General features: G+C 73.5%; 16 protein-coding genes, 3 tRNA genes and 1 pseudogene. 10 read left to right on the top strand and 10 right to left on the bottom strand.

The genetic code is table 11. From position 1 onward, the window contains the following. Positions 1 to 110 precede the first annotated feature (110 nt). The 3 genes from F1D97_RS00230 to purM all read left to right on the top strand — a co-directional run bounded on the left by F1D97_RS00230 (position 111) and on the right by purM (position 4,304). A complete protein-coding gene (locus tag F1D97_RS00230; RefSeq protein ID WP_236121752.1) occupies positions 111 to 1,481 on the top strand; it encodes a glycoside hydrolase family 6 protein in 1,371 nt (456 codons plus the stop codon). Positions 1,482 to 1,552: 71 nt separating this feature from the next. Then, positions 1,553 to 3,100, top strand: a complete 1,548-nt coding sequence (gene purF, locus F1D97_RS00225; RefSeq protein WP_236121751.1) for an amidophosphoribosyltransferase — start codon at positions 1,553 to 1,555, stop codon at positions 3,098 to 3,100. Positions 3,101 to 3,170: 70 nt separating this feature from the next. Beyond that, entirely contained in the window at positions 3,171 to 4,304 is a 1,134-nt protein-coding gene (purM, locus tag F1D97_RS00220; RefSeq protein ID WP_236121750.1) for a phosphoribosylformylglycinamidine cyclo-ligase, read from the top strand. A 95-nt stretch (positions 4,305 to 4,399) separates the two neighbouring features. On the opposite strand, the gene F1D97_RS00215 is transcribed toward purM, so the two are convergent. Next, entirely contained in the window at positions 4,400 to 4,603 is a 204-nt protein-coding gene (locus tag F1D97_RS00215; protein WP_236121749.1) for a DUF3073 domain-containing protein, read from the bottom strand. A gap of 529 nt (positions 4,604 to 5,132) precedes the next feature. On the opposite strand from F1D97_RS00215, the gene F1D97_RS00210 reads away from it, so the two are divergent. Next, complete coding sequence (locus tag F1D97_RS00210) at positions 5,133 to 5,336, top strand: BldC family transcriptional regulator (RefSeq protein WP_094180931.1); 204 nt, start codon at positions 5,133 to 5,135, stop codon at positions 5,334 to 5,336. A gap of 122 nt (positions 5,337 to 5,458) precedes the next feature. Here F1D97_RS00210 and F1D97_RS00205 read toward each other — a convergent pair whose 3' ends face one another. The 6 genes from F1D97_RS00205 to F1D97_RS00180 form a co-directional block, all read right to left on the bottom strand. Continuing rightward, positions 5,459 to 5,758, bottom strand: a complete 300-nt coding sequence (locus F1D97_RS00205) for a DUF3618 domain-containing protein (RefSeq protein ID WP_236121748.1) — start codon at positions 5,756 to 5,758, stop codon at positions 5,459 to 5,461. 31 nt (positions 5,759 to 5,789) lie between these two features. Next, on the bottom strand, positions 5,790 to 6,194 hold the full coding sequence (locus F1D97_RS00200; protein ID WP_236121747.1) for a phage holin family protein: 405 nt from the start codon (positions 6,192 to 6,194) through the stop codon (positions 5,790 to 5,792). 124 nt (positions 6,195 to 6,318) lie between these two features. After that, positions 6,319 to 6,756 carry a phage holin family protein gene (locus F1D97_RS00195; RefSeq protein WP_236121746.1) on the bottom strand — a complete coding sequence of 146 codons (438 nt, stop codon included), beginning with the start codon at positions 6,754 to 6,756 and terminating at the stop codon, positions 6,319 to 6,321. A gap of 151 nt (positions 6,757 to 6,907) precedes the next feature. Next, a tRNA-Phe gene (locus F1D97_RS00190) sits at positions 6,908 to 6,980 on the bottom strand. A 61-nt stretch (positions 6,981 to 7,041) separates the two neighbouring features. After that, positions 7,042 to 7,115, bottom strand: a tRNA-Asp gene (locus tag F1D97_RS00185). A 42-nt stretch (positions 7,116 to 7,157) separates the two neighbouring features. After that, positions 7,158 to 7,230, bottom strand: a tRNA-Glu gene (locus F1D97_RS00180). Positions 7,231 to 7,379: 149 nt separating this feature from the next. Between F1D97_RS00180 and F1D97_RS00175 the strand changes: the two genes are divergently transcribed. Then, the gene (locus F1D97_RS00175) at positions 7,380 to 7,724 is read left to right on the top strand and encodes a metallopeptidase family protein (RefSeq protein ID WP_236123658.1); all 345 of its coding nucleotides are present in this window, start codon (positions 7,380 to 7,382) and stop codon (positions 7,722 to 7,724) included. A 36-nt stretch (positions 7,725 to 7,760) separates the two neighbouring features. Next, on the top strand, positions 7,761 to 8,663 hold the full coding sequence (locus tag F1D97_RS00170; RefSeq protein ID WP_236121745.1) for an LLM class flavin-dependent oxidoreductase: 903 nt from the start codon (positions 7,761 to 7,763) through the stop codon (positions 8,661 to 8,663). A 6-nt stretch (positions 8,664 to 8,669) separates the two neighbouring features. Here F1D97_RS00170 and galE read toward each other — a convergent pair whose 3' ends face one another. Further along, entirely contained in the window at positions 8,670 to 9,629 is a 960-nt protein-coding gene (galE, locus tag F1D97_RS00165; protein WP_236121744.1) for a UDP-glucose 4-epimerase GalE, read from the bottom strand. Positions 9,630 to 9,900: 271 nt separating this feature from the next. Between galE and F1D97_RS00160 the strand changes: the two genes are divergently transcribed. The 3 genes from F1D97_RS00160 (at position 9,901) to F1D97_RS00150 (ending at position 13,533) form a co-directional block, all read left to right on the top strand. Beyond that, a complete protein-coding gene (locus F1D97_RS00160) occupies positions 9,901 to 11,124 on the top strand; it encodes a winged helix DNA-binding domain-containing protein (RefSeq protein ID WP_236121743.1) in 1,224 nt (407 codons plus the stop codon). 45 nt (positions 11,125 to 11,169) lie between these two features. Continuing rightward, positions 11,170 to 12,270, top strand: a complete 1,101-nt coding sequence (locus F1D97_RS00155) for a DNA glycosylase AlkZ-like family protein (protein ID WP_236121742.1) — start codon at positions 11,170 to 11,172, stop codon at positions 12,268 to 12,270. A 159-nt stretch (positions 12,271 to 12,429) separates the two neighbouring features. Beyond that, complete coding sequence (locus F1D97_RS00150) at positions 12,430 to 13,533, top strand: peptidoglycan DD-metalloendopeptidase family protein (protein ID WP_236121741.1); 1,104 nt, start codon at positions 12,430 to 12,432, stop codon at positions 13,531 to 13,533. Between the two features lie 33 nt (positions 13,534 to 13,566). Here the strand turns inward: F1D97_RS00150 and F1D97_RS00145 are convergent, their stop codons facing one another. Next, positions 13,567 to 14,862, bottom strand: coding sequence for a right-handed parallel beta-helix repeat-containing protein (locus F1D97_RS00145; protein ID WP_236121740.1), 1,296 nt, complete (start codon positions 14,860 to 14,862; stop codon positions 13,567 to 13,569). Positions 14,863 to 14,921: 59 nt separating this feature from the next. Beyond that, positions 14,922 to 15,335, bottom strand: a complete 414-nt coding sequence (locus F1D97_RS00140) for a TolB-like translocation protein (RefSeq protein ID WP_236121739.1) — start codon at positions 15,333 to 15,335, stop codon at positions 14,922 to 14,924. A gap of 135 nt (positions 15,336 to 15,470) precedes the next feature. Here F1D97_RS00140 and F1D97_RS17425 point away from each other — a divergent pair. Continuing rightward, positions 15,471 to 15,818, top strand: a pseudogene (locus tag F1D97_RS17425) (GNAT family N-acetyltransferase); the annotation flags it as partial. Positions 15,819 to 15,907 lie beyond the last annotated feature (89 nt).

Here is a 15,907-nt window from a genome sequence, read left to right as displayed (position 1 = left end):
GCTTCGACGTCGTCGTCGACGCGCCGCGGCAGCGCACGTGCCGCAGCGTGTCCGCCGGGACGCGTGCCCTGGGTCCGGTGCCCGTGTCCGTCAGCCCCCAGGGAGCATCCATGTCCGCCCGCAGAACCGTGTCCGCGCTGCTGTCCGTCGCGGCGCTGTCCGTCGCAGGCCTCACGGCCGTCGCGAGCACCGCGTCCGCCGCCGAAGGCTGCCGTGTCGACTACACCGTCCAGAGCCAGTGGAACACCGGCTTCCAGGGTGACGTGAAGATCACCAACCTGGGGTCGCCGCTGTCGTCGTGGACGGTCGCCTGGACGTTCCCGTCGGGGAGCCAGAAGGTGCAGCAGGCCTGGAACGCGAACGTCACGTCGAGCGGCTCGCGCATCTCCGCGTCGAGCGTGGGCTGGAACGGTTCGCTCGGCACCGGCGCGAGCGCGCAGTTCGGCTTCATCGGCGAGTACTCCGGCAGCAACCCCGTCCCGTCGTCGTTCACGGTCAACGGTGTCGCGTGCACCGGCACCGTCCCGACCCAGGAGCCGACGCAGGAGCCCACCCAGGAGCCCACGCAGGAGCCGACGCAGGAGCCGACGCAGGAGCCCACTGAGGAGCCGACGCAGGAGCCCACGCAGGACCCGCAGCCGTCCGGCGACCTGTACGTCGACGTCGAGAACCAGTCGTACGCCGCCTGGCAGGCCGCGTCCGGCAGCACCAAGGACCTCCTGGCGAAGATCGCGCTGACGCCCCAGTCGGTGTGGATCGGCAACTGGAACAGCCCGTCCGTCTCGCAGCAGCAGATGCGTGACGCGACGAGCCGCGCGTCGCAGGCCGGCAAGACGGTCTCGGTCGTCATCTACGCCATCCCGGGCCGTGACTGCGGCTCGCACTCGGGCGGCGGCGTCGGCGAGAGCGAGTACGCGCAGTGGGTCGACACGGTCGCGCGCGGCATCGTGGGCCGTCCGATCGTCATCCTCGAGCCCGACGCCCTCGCCCAGCTGGGTGACTGCAACGGTCAGGGCGACCGGGTCGGCTTCCTGAAGTACGCCGCCAAGTCGCTCACGCAGGCCGGCGGCCGCGTGTACATCGACGCGGGCCACTCGGGCTGGCTGTCGGTCGACACCGCGGTGAACCGCCTCAACCAGATCGGCTTCGAGTACGCGGTGGGCTTCGCGCTCAACACGTCGAACTACCAGACGACGTCCGCGTCGCAGCAGTACGGCGAGCAGATCTCGCAGCGCCTCGGCGGCAAGGGCTACGTCATCGACACGTCGCGCAACGGCAACGGCAGCAACGGCGAGTGGTGCAACCCGCGCGGCCGTGCGCTGGGCGACAAGCCGCGTCTCGTGAACGACTCGACGGGCCTCGACGCCCTGCTGTGGGTCAAGCTGCCGGGCGAGTCCGACGGCTCCTGCAACGGCGGCCCGGCCGCCGGCCAGTGGTGGCAGGAGATCGCCCTGGAGCTCGCGCGCAACGCCAAGTGGTGACGGGCTGAGACGCCCTGACACCAGGTGAACGGGGGGCCATGCGTCCGCGGTCGGTGTGCGACCATGGACGCGTGGCCCCCCGCGCTGACGGACGACTGAACCACGACCTCCTCCCGGACGAGAAAGGCCCCCAGGACGCCTGCGGTGTCTTCGGTGTCTGGGCTCCTGGCGAGGAGGTCGCCAAGCTCACCTACTTCGGGCTCTACGCGCTGCAGCACCGCGGCCAGGAGTCCGCGGGCATCGCGACGAGCAACGGCAGCCAGCTCCTGGTCTACAAGGACATGGGTCTGGTCTCGCAGGTGTTCGACGAGACCGCGCTGAACGCCCTGCAGGGGCACATCGCGATCGGGCACGCGCGGTACTCGACGACGGGCGCGAGCAACTGGGAGAACGCCCAGCCGACGCTCGGCCCCACGGCCGCCGGCACCGTGGCCCTCGGCCACAACGGCAACCTGACGAACACCGCGGAGCTCGTCGAGCTCGTCGCGGAGCGGTACGGCAGCCAGCGGCGCGGCGAGCTCGCCCGCGGCAACACCACGGACACGGCGCTGATCACGGCGCTGCTCGCGGGGGACCCGGACCACACGCTCGAGGCCACGGCGCTCGAGGTCCTGCCGCGCCTGCGCGGTGCGTTCTCGCTGGTCTTCATGGACGAGCGCACGCTGTACGCGGCGCGTGACCCGCAGGGTGTGCGCCCGCTCGTGCTCGGCCGGCTCGAGCGCGGGTGGGTCGTCGCCTCGGAGACCCCGGCGCTCGACATCGTCGGCGCGAGCTTCGTGCGCGAGGTCGAGCCGGGCGAGTTCATCGCGATCGACTCCGACGGCCTGCGGTCGACGAAGTTCGCGACGCCCGAGCGCGCCGGCTGCGTCTTCGAGTACGTGTACCTCGCGCGTCCGGACACGACGATCGCGGGCCGTTCGGTGCACGCGGCGCGCGTCGAGATGGGCCGCCGCCTCGCGATCGAGCACCCCGTCGAGGCGGACCTCGTCATCCCTGTGCCGGAGTCGGGCACGCCCGCCGCGGTCGGCTACGCGCAGCAGTCCGGCATCCCGTTCGGGCAGGGCCTGACGAAGAACGCGTACGTGGGCCGCACGTTCATCCAGCCGTCGCAGACGCTGCGCCAGCTCGGTATCCGGCTCAAGCTCAACCCGCTGCGCGAGATCATCCGCGGCAAGCGCCTCGTCGTCGTCGACGACTCGATCGTGCGCGGCAACACCCAGCGCGCGCTGATCCGCATGCTCCGGGAGGCCGGCGCGGCCGAGGTGCACGTGCGCATCTCGTCGCCGCCCGTGAAGTGGCCGTGCTTCTACGGCATCGACTTCGCGAGCCGCGCCGAGCTCATCGCCAACGGCCTGACGCCCGACGAGATCGGGGCGTCGCTCGGGGCGGACTCGCTCGGCTACATCTCCGAGACGTCGCTCATCGAGGCGACCGAGCAGCCCGCGAGCCAGCTGTGCACCGCGTGCTTCTCGGGCCGGTACCCGATCGAGCTGCCGTCGGCCGACCAGCTCGGCAAGCACCTGCTCGAGCAGAACGAGCTGCCGCTGGGCGCACCCGAGGACGGCCTCGTCGCGATCATCCCCGGGGCGGGCGGCGCGACCGCGCTCGACCACCCCTGACCCCGCTGAGCCCCGGCCGCCGCACCCGCCCGCACGGGTCGGCGGCGGACCCGACCACCCTGGAGCACCCGTGACCCTGCCCGACGAGAACGCCCCGCTCACGTACGCCGCGGCGGGCGTCGACACCGAGGCGGGCGACAAGGCCGTCGAGCTCATGAAGGACGCCGTGCGCGCGACGCACGGCCCGCGCGTGCTCGGCGGCGTCGGAGGCTTCGCCGGCCTGTACGACGCGAGCTTCCTCACGCGCTACCGCAAGCCCCTGCTCGCGACGTCGACCGACGGCGTGGGCACCAAGGTCGCGATCGCGCAGGCCCTCGACGTGCACCACACCATCGGCTTCGACCTGGTCGGCATGGTCGTCGACGACATCGTCGTGGTGGGCGCCGAGCCGCTGTTCATGACGGACTACATCGCCACGGGCCGCGTGGTCCCGGAGCGCATCGCGGACGTCGTGCGCGGCATCGCGGACGCGTGCCGGGTCGCGGGCACCGCGCTCGTCGGCGGCGAGACCGCCGAGCACCCCGGCTTGCTCGCTCCCGACGAGTACGACGTGGCGGGCGCCGCGACGGGCGTCGTCGAGGCCGACGAGCTGCTCGGCCCCGAGCGCGTGCGCGCCGGTGACGTGCTCGTGGCGTTCGCGTCGTCGGGCCTGCACTCCAACGGCTACTCGCTCGTGCGCGCAGTCGTGCGGCAGGCGGGCTGGGGCCTGGAGCGGCACGTCGACGAGCTCGGCCGCACGCTCGGTGAGGAGCTCCTCGAGCCGACCCGCGTCTACGCGTCCGACTGCCTCGCGATCGCACGCCGAGCGGGGACCGCGGGCGTGCACGCGTTCAGCCACGTCACGGGCGGCGGGCTCGCCGCGAACGTCGCGCGCATCCTGCCCGCCGGGCTGGTCGCCGACGTCGACCGCGCCGGCTGGGTGGTGCCGCCGGTGTTCTCGATGGTGCAGAGCCTCGGCCAGGTGCCGTGGACGGACCTGGAGGGGACGCTCAACCTCGGCGTCGGGATGGTCGCCGTCGTCGCGGCGGACGCGGTCGACGGGGTGCTCGCGCACGCCGCCGAGCTCGGGCTGCCGGCGTGGGAGCTGGGGTCGGTGCGGGACCTGGGGGAGCGCGACGTCGTCGGCGCACCCGGGTTCGTGACGGGCACCAAGGGTGTCGAGGGCGGCGCCGTGAACCTGACCGGCGAGTACCGCACGCACTAGCAGGGCGACGGGCGCGCCGCTACGGACGGACGACGAGGCGCGCCCGCGAGCGGCGGGCGACGCCGAGGCGCGTCAGCGGGGATCGTCGAGAGCGCTCAGCGCTCGTCGTCGAGCCAGCGGCGGTAGTCGTCCTGCGGCTCGTCCTCGGTGTCCAGCGCGGCCAGGCCGCGACGGTCCACGGGATCGTGGTTGCGAGACGCCAGCTCCTGCTCGAGGGCTCGGTAGTTGGTCTCCGGGCTGAAGTACTTCAGCTCCCGGGCCACCTTCGTCTGCTTAGCCTTCTGACGGCCGCGCCCCATGGCATCGACCCCCTCTAACGTGGAAGCGGGGCGGCACCGTGCTCACACGTGCGGCCCCGGGGTGCTGAATCGTCTGTTCGTGCCGTAACGCTACATGGAACTCAGTTGTTCCGGCCACTCACAGGACCGCGACTCGCGTCACGTTCACTCAGGGCGCACGAGTCCGTCACGGTGCCTCCTGCGGCCTCGGCGCGCTCCCGCGGCAGTCGCACCGACGACCCGGGGCGTGCACGCCGTCGGCGGAGTCGAGACTCGTTCGTCTCGCATGGTCGAATCGTCCGGTTTAGGGTGGGTATCGGGCGCCCGGACCTGCCGAGTCGTCGAATCGACAGGTCGAGATGTACCATTTCGTAACTAAATCGTAGCCCGGAATGCACCGCATGCCGGGCTCGCACATGCTAGATGGTGCGGGCCGAGCGGACGTCGTCCTAACGGCATCCAGGTCCGTGCTGACGCACCAGCCACCACACCGGTGGCGTGGGTGGGAGGGGAGTCCCGCCCGGCCACCCGTACGCCAGGAGGCAGCCGCATGACCGCCAAGCCCGCAACGTCCGAGAACCTGCTCACCCCGTCCGAGGTCGCGACCCTGTTCCGCGTCGACCCGAAGACCGTGACCCGCTGGGCCAAGGCCGGCAAGCTGTCGTCGATCCGCACGCTCGGTGGGCACCGCCGGTACCTCGAGTCCGAGGTCCAGGCGCTGCTCGAGGGGATCCCGCAGCAGCGGGTCTCCTGACCTCGTCGCGACACGGCAGGTCGAGCACCCGCTGCACGACGAGGGCCCCGGACGCGTGGTCGCGTCCGGGGCCCTCGTGCGTCTGCTGTGCGAGCGCGTGCGCGCGCTGCGTGCTCGCGCGGTCAGCGCCGGGCGATCCGCAGCACCACGATCGCGGTGACGAACGCGACCCCCGCCCCGACGCCGACCAGCACCCTCCGGGCGCGCGCGCGGTCCTCCGGGTCCGCGTCCGGGCTCGTCGCGTCGGACGCCAGCCGCCGCGCGGTGGCCACGGCGGCCTCCGCCTGGGCGCGGGGGGCGAGGCGGGCCGTGAGCTCGTCGACAGTCGTCGCGAGCTGATGGCGCGTCGCGGCGATCTCCGCCTCGACCGCCAGCATCGCGGGCGTCGTGAAGCGCTCCGGCGTGGCCTTGTCGTCGCTCATCGGGCGTCTCCTTCCAGGGGCACGGGCGCGCTCACGACGCGGCGCTCTTGAGGGCCTCGACGTCCGCCTGCACGCTCGCGATCGCGGCCTGCGGGCTCGGCGGCGAGCCCTTCTTGAGGGCCTTGACGCCGACGAGCGCGAGGACGGCGACGACGACGAGCAGCAGGACCGTCACGACGAGCGACGCGACCCACAGCGGCATCCAGAGGTCGAGCACGATCACGAGCGTCACGAGGACGGCCGCCAGCAGGTACAGCGCGAGGACGCCGGCGGCGACGAGGAGCCCCGCACCGGCGCCGAGCAGCTTCGCGCGCTCGGCGATCTCCGTCTTGGCGAGCTGGATCTCGGCGCGCACCAGCCGCGAGGTCTGCTCGCTCAGGTCGCTCACCAGCTGACCGAGCGAACGCTGCCCCGGGGGATCCGCGTGCGTCGTCATGGTCTGCCTCTCGTCGTCGTGCCCGCCCGTCCCGCCCGTGTGGCGGTGCGGGCCTTGCCGTCAGGCCCACCAGTCTGGTGGCGGCCTGGCCGTGCCGCGAGGCGAGCGGCCCGCGGCCGCGCCGTCAGTCGGCCCAGGGGTGGACCTGCTCGCCTGCCGGGTGGGTGGGCTCGCGGATCTGCGTGAGGTCGACCATCGGGGCGCGCGGGAGGTGGCTGCGGCCCCACGCCGCGAAGCCGGCGGCGAGGAGGATGAGCGCGACCCCGACGAGGAGCGCCGACAGCCACGGCTCGACGACGTGCGCGAGGCCGATCACCGCGGCGGTCGCGAGCAGCGCGAGACCCAGGAACGTGAGGACGGCGGCCGCCGCGAACGCGATCGCGGACGGGCGGACCTGCACGGCGCGCGTGCGGACGCTCGCGCTGACGGCGTCGATCTCGGCCTGGATCGACGCGCGCACGCGGTCCTCGGCCTGGCCGATCTTCTCGCGGGCGCGCTCGGCGATCGGTTCGGTCAGACGGTCGAGCAGCCGGCGGCGTTCGGGACCGGGTTCGCTGGTCACGGGCTCCTCCTCGCGGGGCGCGGTGTGCCGCCAGCCTAGCCAGCGCGAGGGCTCGCGGGCCGGGACACGCGCGCGTCGTCGCAGGTGGACCCGAGATCGACGCAGAGAACGACGAAGCCCGCCAGGCTGCTCCCTGGCGGGCTTCGTGCGGTGGCTCCGACCGGCGTCGATCCGGTGACCTTTCGATTTTCAGTCGAACGCTCTACCAACTGAGCTACAGAGCCGTGGTGGGGAGACTACCCCCCCAACGACGATGCCGGTCACGAGTGACCGGCATGTGTCGAGCGACCCCGACGGGACTTGAACCCGCGACCTCCGCCGTGACAGGGCGGCGCGCTAACCAACTGCGCTACGGGGCCTCGTGGTGAGACCTGTACTGCTCTTCACTTAGCACCTGCTCGTACCCCCAACGGGATTCGAACCCGTGCTACCGCCGTGAAAGGGCGGGGTCCTAGGCCGCTAGACGATGAGGGCGTCGCCCCTGACGTCGAGGCGTCGGTTGACCGTGGATGAGCATACGGGGTTCCTGGCCTGATCCCCAAACCGGTTCGCGCGCGGCCTTGGTCACACCCGCGCGTAGCGGCTCCCACCTGCGCAGGGGGCAGGATGGGGGCGTGGTCGAGATGTCGCGCGAGGAGTTCGAGGACGCCGTCCGGGACGCGCTCGACGAGATCCCGCCGGAGCTCGCCGCGGTGATGGACAACGTCGTCGTGCTCGTCGAGGACGAGCCCCCGCCCGGGGACGAGGACCTGCTGGGGCTGTACGAGGGCGTGCCGCTCACCGAGCGCACGCACCAGTGGTCCGCGGGGTCGCTGCCGGACCGCATCACGATCTTCCGCAACCCGACGCTCGAGATCTGCGAGACGCGCGACGACGTCGTCGAGGAGGTCGCGATCACCGTGGTGCACGAGATCGCCCACCACTTCGGCATCGACGACGACCGGCTGCACGAGCTCGGCTGGGCCTGACGCCGGGCCGGCCCGGCGGGCCGTAGGGTCGGGCGCATGGGAGCGCAGGTGCAGGTCGGGATCGTGATCCTGCCGCAGGAGCGGTGGGCGACGCAGCGCGACAGATGGCGCCGCGCGCAGGACATGGGCTTCGCGCACGCGTGGACGTACGACCACCTCGCGTGGCGCAGCCTGGCCGCCGAGCCGTGGTTCGCCACCGTGCCGCTGCTCGCGGCCGCGGCCGAGGCGACCGACCGGATCGGGCTCGGCACGTTCGTCGCGTCCCCGAACTTCCGGCACCCCGTGCCGTTCGCCAAGGACGTCATGGGGCTCGACGACGTCTCGGGCGGGCGGTTCCTGCTCGGGGTGGGGGCCGGGGGTGAGGGCTTCGACGCGTCGGTGACCGGGCCGGCGCCGAGCCGCGGCGAGCGCACGCGACGGTTCGAGGAGTTCGTCGGGCTGCTCGACACGCTGCTGACGCAGCCGGTCACCGAGCACGCGGGCGAGTTCTACACCGCGCACGACGCGCGCATGGTGCCCGGCACGATCGCGCGGCCGCGCACGCCGTTCGTCGTCGCCGCGGCCGGTCCGCGGACCATGACGCTCGCCGCGCGGTACGGGCAGGGCTGGGTCACCTACGGTGCCGCGTACGCCACCGAGGACGTGGAGGACCGGCCGGCGCTCGCCCAGGAGCGGTGGTGGGCGGCGCTCGAGCAGCAGGTGGCCGCGTTCGACGAGATCGAGCGCGCGCACCGGCCCGGCGACGTGCCGCTGCGCCGGTACCTGAGCCTCGACGGCGCGCCCGTGTACTCGCTGACGTCCGCGCAGCTCGCGGCCGAGGGCGTCGAGCGCGCGGCGGCGCTCGGGTTCACGGACGTGGTGGTCCACTGGCCGCGCGCGGAGGGCATCTACGCCGGGTCCGAGCGCACGCTGGAGGACTTCGCCGCGACGCTCGCGTGACGCGCGTCAGTGGGCGGTGCGGGCCTCCCACGCGCTGCGGACCATGTCGTCGATGGTGTGCGTCATGCGCCAGCCCAGGTCGCGCGCGGCGAGCTCGCCCGAGGCGACGATGCGCGCCGGGTCACCCGCACGCCGCTCGGTGATGTCCGGCGTGAAGTCGATGCCCGTGACCTGCGCGACCGCGGTCATGATCTGGCGCACCGACAGCCCGTCGCCCGAGCCCAGGTTGTAGACGCGCTCGAGCGTGCCGCCCTCGGCGAGCGTGCGGGCGGCCGCGACGTGCGCGTCCGCGAGGTCCGCGACGTGGATGTAGTCGCGCACGCACGTGCCGTCGGGCGTCGGGTAGTCGTCGCCGCGGATCTGCGGCGTGCGGCCCGCGAGCAGGGCCTCGAACACCAGCGGGAACAGGTTGTGCGGGCTCGTGTCGTACACCTCGGGGGTACCGGAGCCGACGACGTTGAAGTAGCGCAGGCTCGTGTGCTTGAGGCCCGTCGCGCGGCCCTGGTCGCGCAGCAGCCACTCGCCGACGAGCTTGGACTCGCCGTACGGCGACTCGGGCGTCGTCGGAGTCTCCTCGGTGACGAGGTCGACGTCGGGCGTGCCGAAGACGGCCGCGGACGACGAGTAGACGATCGCGTCGACGCCCTGCTCGGCCATCACCTCGAGGAGCGTGAGCGTGCCGGCGACGTTCTGCCGGTAGGTGTGCAGCGGGCGGTCCACCGAGACGCCCGCGTACTTGAAGCCCGCGAGGTGCACGACCCCCTCGACGCCGTGCCGGGCGAGCGTGTCGGCGACGACGTCGGCGTCGTCGACCGAGCCGCGCACGAACGGCACGTCCTTCGGGACGAACTCCTCGTGGCCGCTGGACAGGTCGTCGAGGACGACCGGCTCCAGCCCGACCTTCGTGAACGCGCGCACCACGTGCGCGCCGATGTACCCCGCCCCGCCGGTCACCAACCACGTCATGCGTCGAGGGTAGCCCGCTGGCGGACCTCACGGGAAGCCGTTTCGCTCAGAATCGAACAGGAAGCGACGTGATCGCACGAGCGGGTCGCGGCAGATGCCACGGATGGGTGAACCTGCGGTGTTGGGATCTGATCGATTCGGGTTGCGTCGGGGCGCCGAGAAGCGGCGAGTGTGACGAACCGGACGGTGCGGGTCGGCCCTCGAGGCCGGCCACGCGGACGACGCCACGTACGGCTGCGCGGATGTCGGTGGCCGTCGCCATGATCGTGGCATGGCTCGCGAGCGCCCGCCCGTCGCCGGTGTCGTCGACACCGCGCAGCGGCGCGCGCGCCTCGCCCGGCGGCACGGCCTCGTCGACCCGCTGCCCGACCTGCACGCCGCCGTGCGCGCGCTCGTCGTGCTGCACGGCACCGACGCGTCCGGCCCGTACCTGGCGGCGTGGGCGCGCGTGCCGGGGTTCGCGACGAGCGACCTCGACGACGCGCTGTACCGGGACCGCACCGTCGTCCGGCAGCTCGCGATGCGACGCACGCTGTGGGTCACGGGCACCGACCTGCTGCCCGCGCTCGTCGCGTCGCCCGGCGCGCGGGTCGCGGGAGTCGAGCGCCGACGCCTGCTCAAGGAGCTCGGGCAGGACGGCCGCTACCCGGACCCGGCCGGGACGCTCGCGCGCGCCGAGGCCGGCGTGCTCGCGGCGCTCGCGGACGGGCGGTGCCGCACCGCCGCGGAGCTGCGCGCCGAGGTGCCCGACGCGAGCGGGGTGTTCCAGGCCGCGGGCGGGACCCGGTGGGCGCAGGAGATGGCGATCATGCCGCGGCTGCTGACGATGCTCTCGGCGGACGGGCTCGTCGTGCGCGGCGAGAACCGCGGCGGGTGGACCACGTCCCGCCCCGCGTGGACGCTCACCGAGACGTGGCTCGGCGGTCCGCTCGCGCTGCCCGACGACGCCGCGGCGCACACCGCGATCGTCGCGCGGTGGCTGCGCGCGTTCGGCCCCGGGACCGAGCGGGACCTGCAGTGGTGGCTCGGCTCGACGCTCACCGCGGTGCGCCGCTCGCTCGTCGAGGTCGGGGCGGTCCCCGTCGGGCTCGAGGGGACCGACTCCGTGGGGTGGCTGCTGCCCGACGACCTCGACCCGGTCGAGCGTGCCGGGCCGTGGGCCGCGCTCCTGCCGGCGCTCGACCCGACCACCATGGGCTGGGCCGAGCGCGACTGGTACCTCGGGCCGCACGCGAAGCAGGTGGTCGACGCGGTCGGGAACGCCGGGCCGACCGTCTGGGTCGACGGGCGCGTCGTCGGGGCGTGGGCCGCGAGCAGCGGGACGCTCGAGGTGGCGCTGCTCGAGGACGTGCCCGCACGTGCGCGGGCCGCGATCGACGCCGAGGCCGAGCGGCTCACCGCGTGGCTCGCGGGCGGCAAGGTGCCGCCCACGTTCCCGTCGCCGCTGTTCGGCGGACGCCGGCACCGCGACGAGCCCGCCGTGGGCCGGGCGTGACGGTGGAGCGGGCGTGACGGCGGACCGGGACGCGTAGGAGGAGCCGTGGTCGACGTCCTGAGCCGACGCGACGCGCGGCGCCTCGCCGTACGGGCCCAGGTGCTCACCGCCCGGCGCCCGGACGGCGTGCTGGACACGATCCGGCGCCTGGTCGTCCTGCAGCACGACCCGATCGCCGCCGTCGCGCCGAGCGTCGACCTGGTCCTGTTCAGCCGGCTCGGCTCGTCGTACGACCCCGACGAGCTGACCGACCTCGTCGCGCAGCAGCGCGTCGTCGAGATCGACGGCCTGCTGCGCGACGCGCGCGACGTGCGGCTGCTCACCGCCGACATGGCCGCGTGGCCCGGCCCGGACGCCCCCGCGTGGCTGCTCGGGAACGCGCGCTGGCTCGACGACAACCGCGGGGCCCGCCGCGACGTGCTCGACGCGCTGCGCATGGACGGCCCGCTCACGGCCGGCGAGCTGCCGGACACGTGCGCGCGGCCGTGGCGGTCGTCGGGCTGGAACAACCACAAGAACGTCACGATGCTGCTCGGGTTGCTCGTGCAGACCGGCGACGTCGCGGTCGCCGGGCGGCGCGGGCGCGAGAAGCTGTGGGACCTCGCCGAGCGCGTGTACCCGCCCGACGAGCCCGTCCCCGCGCCCGACGCGCGGCGGATCCGCGACGAGCGGCGGCTCGCCTCGCTCGGCCTCGTGCGGGACCGCGTGCTCGAGGGGTACCCCGACGACCTCGTCGGCGAGGTCGTGCAGGTCGAGGGCGTCCGCGGGCGCTGGCGCGCCGACCCCGCGCTGCTCGCCCGGGTGGGGGGTCCGTTCGAGCCGCGCACCGCGTTGCTGTCGCCGTTCGACCGGCTGCTGCACGACCGCAAGCGCCTGGTGGAGCTGTTCGAGTTCGAGTACGCCCTGGAGATGTACAAGCCGGCGGCGCAGCGGCGTTGGGGCTACTACGCCCTTCCGGTGCTGCACGGCGACCGGCTCGTCGGCAAGCTCGACGCGACCGCGGACGTGCGGCGCGGGCGGCTCGTCGTGCACGCGCTGCACGAGGACCCGCTCGACGGCGAGCCGTGGGACGACGAGGTGCGCGACGCGGTCGACGCACAGGTCACGGACCTCGCGCGGTGGCTGGAGCTCACGGTCGAGCGCTGACGCACCGCCGCACGACAGCGCCTCAGCGGCCTCTCGGGTCGCCGTCCCGGACCGGACGGGACATGGTGGTCGTCACACGGTCGGGTGACGACAAACCCTCCAGAACGTGCGCGCGTGTGCCGAACAACGACGTGAACCCACTCGCGAGGAGACCCTCCCATGCGCTTCCGGACGCGTCCGTCGAGCCTCGGCGCCCTCGGCGCCGCCGCCGCGGTCGTCGTGGCAGCGGTCCTCGGTGCCGCACCCGCGACCGCCACGACCGAGCCCCCGCCGTCGACCACGCGCGCAGCGCAGCGCGCGGCGACGACGAGCGACGCGGCGACCGAGAAGCGGCTCGACGCCGCCGCTGCCGTGCCGAAGGACCTCACGACGCGGACCACGAAGAGCGGCCGGGTGCTCGCGCTGCCGCTCGTGGACGAGTCGTACGCGCTGACCTCCGCGTGGGGCGCGCGGTGCATCCCCGTGAAGGGCGCGTCCACGTTCCACTACGGGCTCGACATGGGCACGGGCGACAAGAAGCCGATCTACGCCGTCGCGAGCGGCGTCGTCACGCACGTGGTGCCGCCCAAGAACGGTGCCGCGGGCTACCTGACCGTGAAGTCCGTCATCGAGGGCGTGCCGACGTGGATCGCGTACGTGCACCCCTGGGACCCGGGCAAGTACGTGAAGGTCGGCGACAAGGTCAAGGTCGGCAACCGCATCGCCGAGGTCGGCGCGTCGGGGCCGGCGACGGGCCCGCACCTGCACCTCGAGGTGTGGAAGAACGCGTTCTACGGGTCCGGCACGTCCGTCGACCCGAAGAAGTGGCTCACCGACTTCACGCTGCCGGTCGTGGACCGCGCCACGGCGGACCGCACGCAGCCCGCGCCCACGCGGTGCTACTACTACTCGACGACGAAGCTCAACCTGCGCGCGGCCCCGTCGACGAGCAACACGATCCTCACCACGCTCAAGCCGAACACGAAGATGCTCAACACGCCGGGCGTCAAGCGGAACGGGTTCATCCCCGTGACCGTCGCGCTCGACGGCAAGCGCCTGCGCGGCTGGGTGCACACCGACTACATCTCGCAGGTCAAGACCTACCACCTCAAGGTCGACGCGACCGTGCGCGCCAACCCGAACGCCCAGGCCAAGGCGCTGTTCCTCGGCAAGAAGGGCACGCCCGTGTCGCTCAAGGAGGCGTCGGGCGGGTGGCGCAAGGTGGTCATCAAGGGCACCACGGGCTGGGTGCCGCGCACATCGATCGGCTCGGGCCTGGGCTGACGGGCCGGCCTGTCGGCCCGTCGCCCGGCGCGGTCACCTCGCGTACTGGCCGTACGCCGTCAGGTACGCGGCGTTCGCCGGCTTCGCGGTGCAGCCCGTGACCGACCCGGTGTAGCCGATGCGGCCGCTCACCACCGCGTTGCGCTGCTTGACCAGCGACTTGCCCGGGGCCTCGTGGTAGGACTTCGCGTAGCCCGCGAACAGGTTGCGCTTGACCGAGACGAGGTCGTGGCGCTCGAGCTCCCACGTCTTGACGGCCGCGTCGTACTGCGTGCGCGTCGTCGGCTGGTTGGCGATGAGGTTGCGCCACAGCGAGACGTCCTGCGCCGCCACCCCGACCGTCACGCCCGCGGCGCCGCCGAGCATCGTGTTGTAGCGGACCGTCACGTGCCGCGGGCTGTCCTGCCACGTGTCCCACGTGGACGCCGCGACCTTGATCTGCGCGCCGTTGGGCGCGGTCGCCAGCAGGTTGCGCTCGATCATGCCGCCGCTCGAGTAGATGCCCGCCATCAGGTAGATGTTGTGGTCCATGCCGTGCGCGTGCGTCCCGTTGTTCGTGCGGATGCAGTTGTACGCGATGGTGTAGTCGTTCGGCCCGGCGGCCCGCTGCGTCGCCGCCGACGCGCCGCGCGCCCCCGGCGTGACCATGAGGTTCGAGGTCTCGCGCGAGCCGCTGACCTCGTTGTTCGTGAACACCCAGCCCGTGCCGCCCTGGAGGTGCACGACGCCCTGGCCCCGGCCCTGGATGCTGCGGTTGTACGTGAAGTGGATGCCGCGGACCGTCCAGTGGCTGGCGTTCTTGAGCTGGAGCGTGCCGTTGAGCTCGACGCGCTCGCCGGGGTGGCTCTGCAGCTCGATCGGCTTGGTCGCCGTGCCCTTGGCCGCGCCGTAGCCCGCCGCCTCGCGGTACGTGCCGCCGCGCACGACGATCACGTCGCCCGGACGGCCCGCACGGATCGCGGCCGTGATCGTGCGCAGCGGGCGCGACCTCGTCGCCGCGGGGCACGTGGCCTGGTCGCGCGAGTTCTTGCGCAGGCACACGTGCCGGTCGACGGTCTTCTCACCCCAGGAGGTCGTGTAGGTGTACGTGTCGGAGCCGTTCGTCGCGACGTACATCGTGCGGGCGCCCGAGGTGGCCTTCGCGATCACCTTCGAGCGGACGCCGTAGTACGGGTCGGGCGTCGCGGCGGTCGCGGCCGTCGGGAGCACGACGAGGGCGCCGACGAGCGCGGCGGCGGCCGTGCCGGCAGCGAGCAGGCGACCCGCGGTGCGCCGCCCGGCGGGCGTGGGGCGCGCGGCCCGGCGTCGGGCGTGCGTGGTGGCGGGCATCGCGTCTCCTCGTCGTCCCGGCGCGCGCTCGTCGTCCCGCGGTGCGCCGTCCGGCGAGGCTAACCCGGTGCCGGGACCGATCGAAGGGGCGCGGGGAGCGGACGTCCGCGAGCCGGCGGACGAACCGGGACGAGCCGGGACGGACCGACCGGGTGATCTCGACGACGGTCCCGGGGGCGCCCGGGCAGGTCCCGCTCGAACAGCACCGTGCGCCCGTCGGGCGAGAGCTGCGGGTCCATGTCGTAGACGCCCGGCACGGCCGCGGTGACCGCACGGACCGTGCGCCCGCCGTCGTCGGAGCGCACCACCTGCGCCGCGTCGCGGTCCGCCGTCAACCTGGACCACACGAGCGTCGTGCCGCCCGCGTGGTCCGGCCCCGGGTGCCGCCCGCCGGCCTCCGCGGGCAGCATCCCCGTCCCGATCAGCAGCACGGCCGCCCCGAGCGACCCGACGACCCTCGCACGTGCGCGCATGACCCCTACGGCCCTCGTGAGCGACGACCTCGGTCTACGCCCGCGTGGTGCCGGTGACAACACGGGTGGGTCACTGGGTGAACCGCCGATCCGTCGGGTTCTCGGCCCCGTGCCCGGGGTGAGAGGGTCGGACCCGTGGACGACGAGCACACGACGGGCATCCGTGCCGCGCACCCCGACGACGCGCGGCGGATCGCCGAGATCTGGCGCGCCGGCTGGCACGACGCGCACGACGGCAACGTGCCGGACACGCTCGTGGAGCACCGCACGCCGGAGTCGTTCGCCGCGCGTGCGCCCGGGATCGTGCCGAGGACGCACGTCGCGGTCGTCGGCGGGGAGGTCGTCGGGTTCGTGACGGTCGTCGACGACGAGGTCGACCAGCTCTACGTCGACGCGGCGGCGCGCGGCACGGGCCTCGCCGGGGCGCTGCTCCGCGCGGGGGAGCAGGCCGTGGCACGGGCCGGCCACGCCGAGGCCTGGCTGGCCGTCGTGCCGGGCAACGCGCGGGCGCGGCGGTTCTACGAGCGTCAGGGGTGGGCCGACGGCGGTGCGTACACGCACGAGGTCACGGT

The sequence above is a fragment of the Cellulomonas palmilytica genome (assembly GCF_021590045.1).
Classification (GTDB): domain Bacteria; phylum Actinomycetota; class Actinomycetes; order Actinomycetales; family Cellulomonadaceae; genus Cellulomonas; species Cellulomonas palmilytica.
Note: the sequence above shows the minus strand (reverse complement) of the source record. Positions and strands in the feature narration are given on the sequence as shown.

Excerpts from the sequence above, each read along its gene's own strand:
- F1D97_RS00160 (WP_236121743.1), top strand. The coding sequence starts at position 9,901 with ATGGCTCGCGAGCGCCCGCCCGTCGCCGGTGTCGTCGACACCGCGCAG.
- F1D97_RS00200 (WP_236121747.1), bottom strand. The coding sequence starts at position 6,194 with ATGACGACGCACGCGGATCCCCCGGGGCAGCGTTCGCTCGGTCAGCTG.
- F1D97_RS00215 (WP_236121749.1), bottom strand. The coding sequence starts at position 4,603 with ATGGGGCGCGGCCGTCAGAAGGCTAAGCAGACGAAGGTGGCCCGGGAG.
- galE (WP_236121744.1), bottom strand. The coding sequence starts at position 9,629 with ATGACGTGGTTGGTGACCGGCGGGGCGGGGTACATCGGCGCGCACGTG.
- F1D97_RS00205 (WP_236121748.1), bottom strand. The coding sequence starts at position 5,758 with ATGAGCGACGACAAGGCCACGCCGGAGCGCTTCACGACGCCCGCGATG.
- F1D97_RS00170 (WP_236121745.1), top strand. The coding sequence starts at position 7,761 with ATGGGAGCGCAGGTGCAGGTCGGGATCGTGATCCTGCCGCAGGAGCGG.
- F1D97_RS00145 (WP_236121740.1), bottom strand. The coding sequence starts at position 14,862 with ATGCCCGCCACCACGCACGCCCGACGCCGGGCCGCGCGCCCCACGCCC.
- F1D97_RS00175 (WP_236123658.1), top strand. The coding sequence starts at position 7,380 with ATGTCGCGCGAGGAGTTCGAGGACGCCGTCCGGGACGCGCTCGACGAG.
- F1D97_RS00230 (WP_236121752.1), top strand. The coding sequence starts at position 111 with ATGTCCGCCCGCAGAACCGTGTCCGCGCTGCTGTCCGTCGCGGCGCTG.
- F1D97_RS00150 (WP_236121741.1), top strand. The coding sequence starts at position 12,430 with ATGCGCTTCCGGACGCGTCCGTCGAGCCTCGGCGCCCTCGGCGCCGCC.
- F1D97_RS00140 (WP_236121739.1), bottom strand. The coding sequence starts at position 15,335 with ATGCGCGCACGTGCGAGGGTCGTCGGGTCGCTCGGGGCGGCCGTGCTG.
- F1D97_RS00210 (WP_094180931.1), top strand. The coding sequence starts at position 5,133 with ATGACCGCCAAGCCCGCAACGTCCGAGAACCTGCTCACCCCGTCCGAG.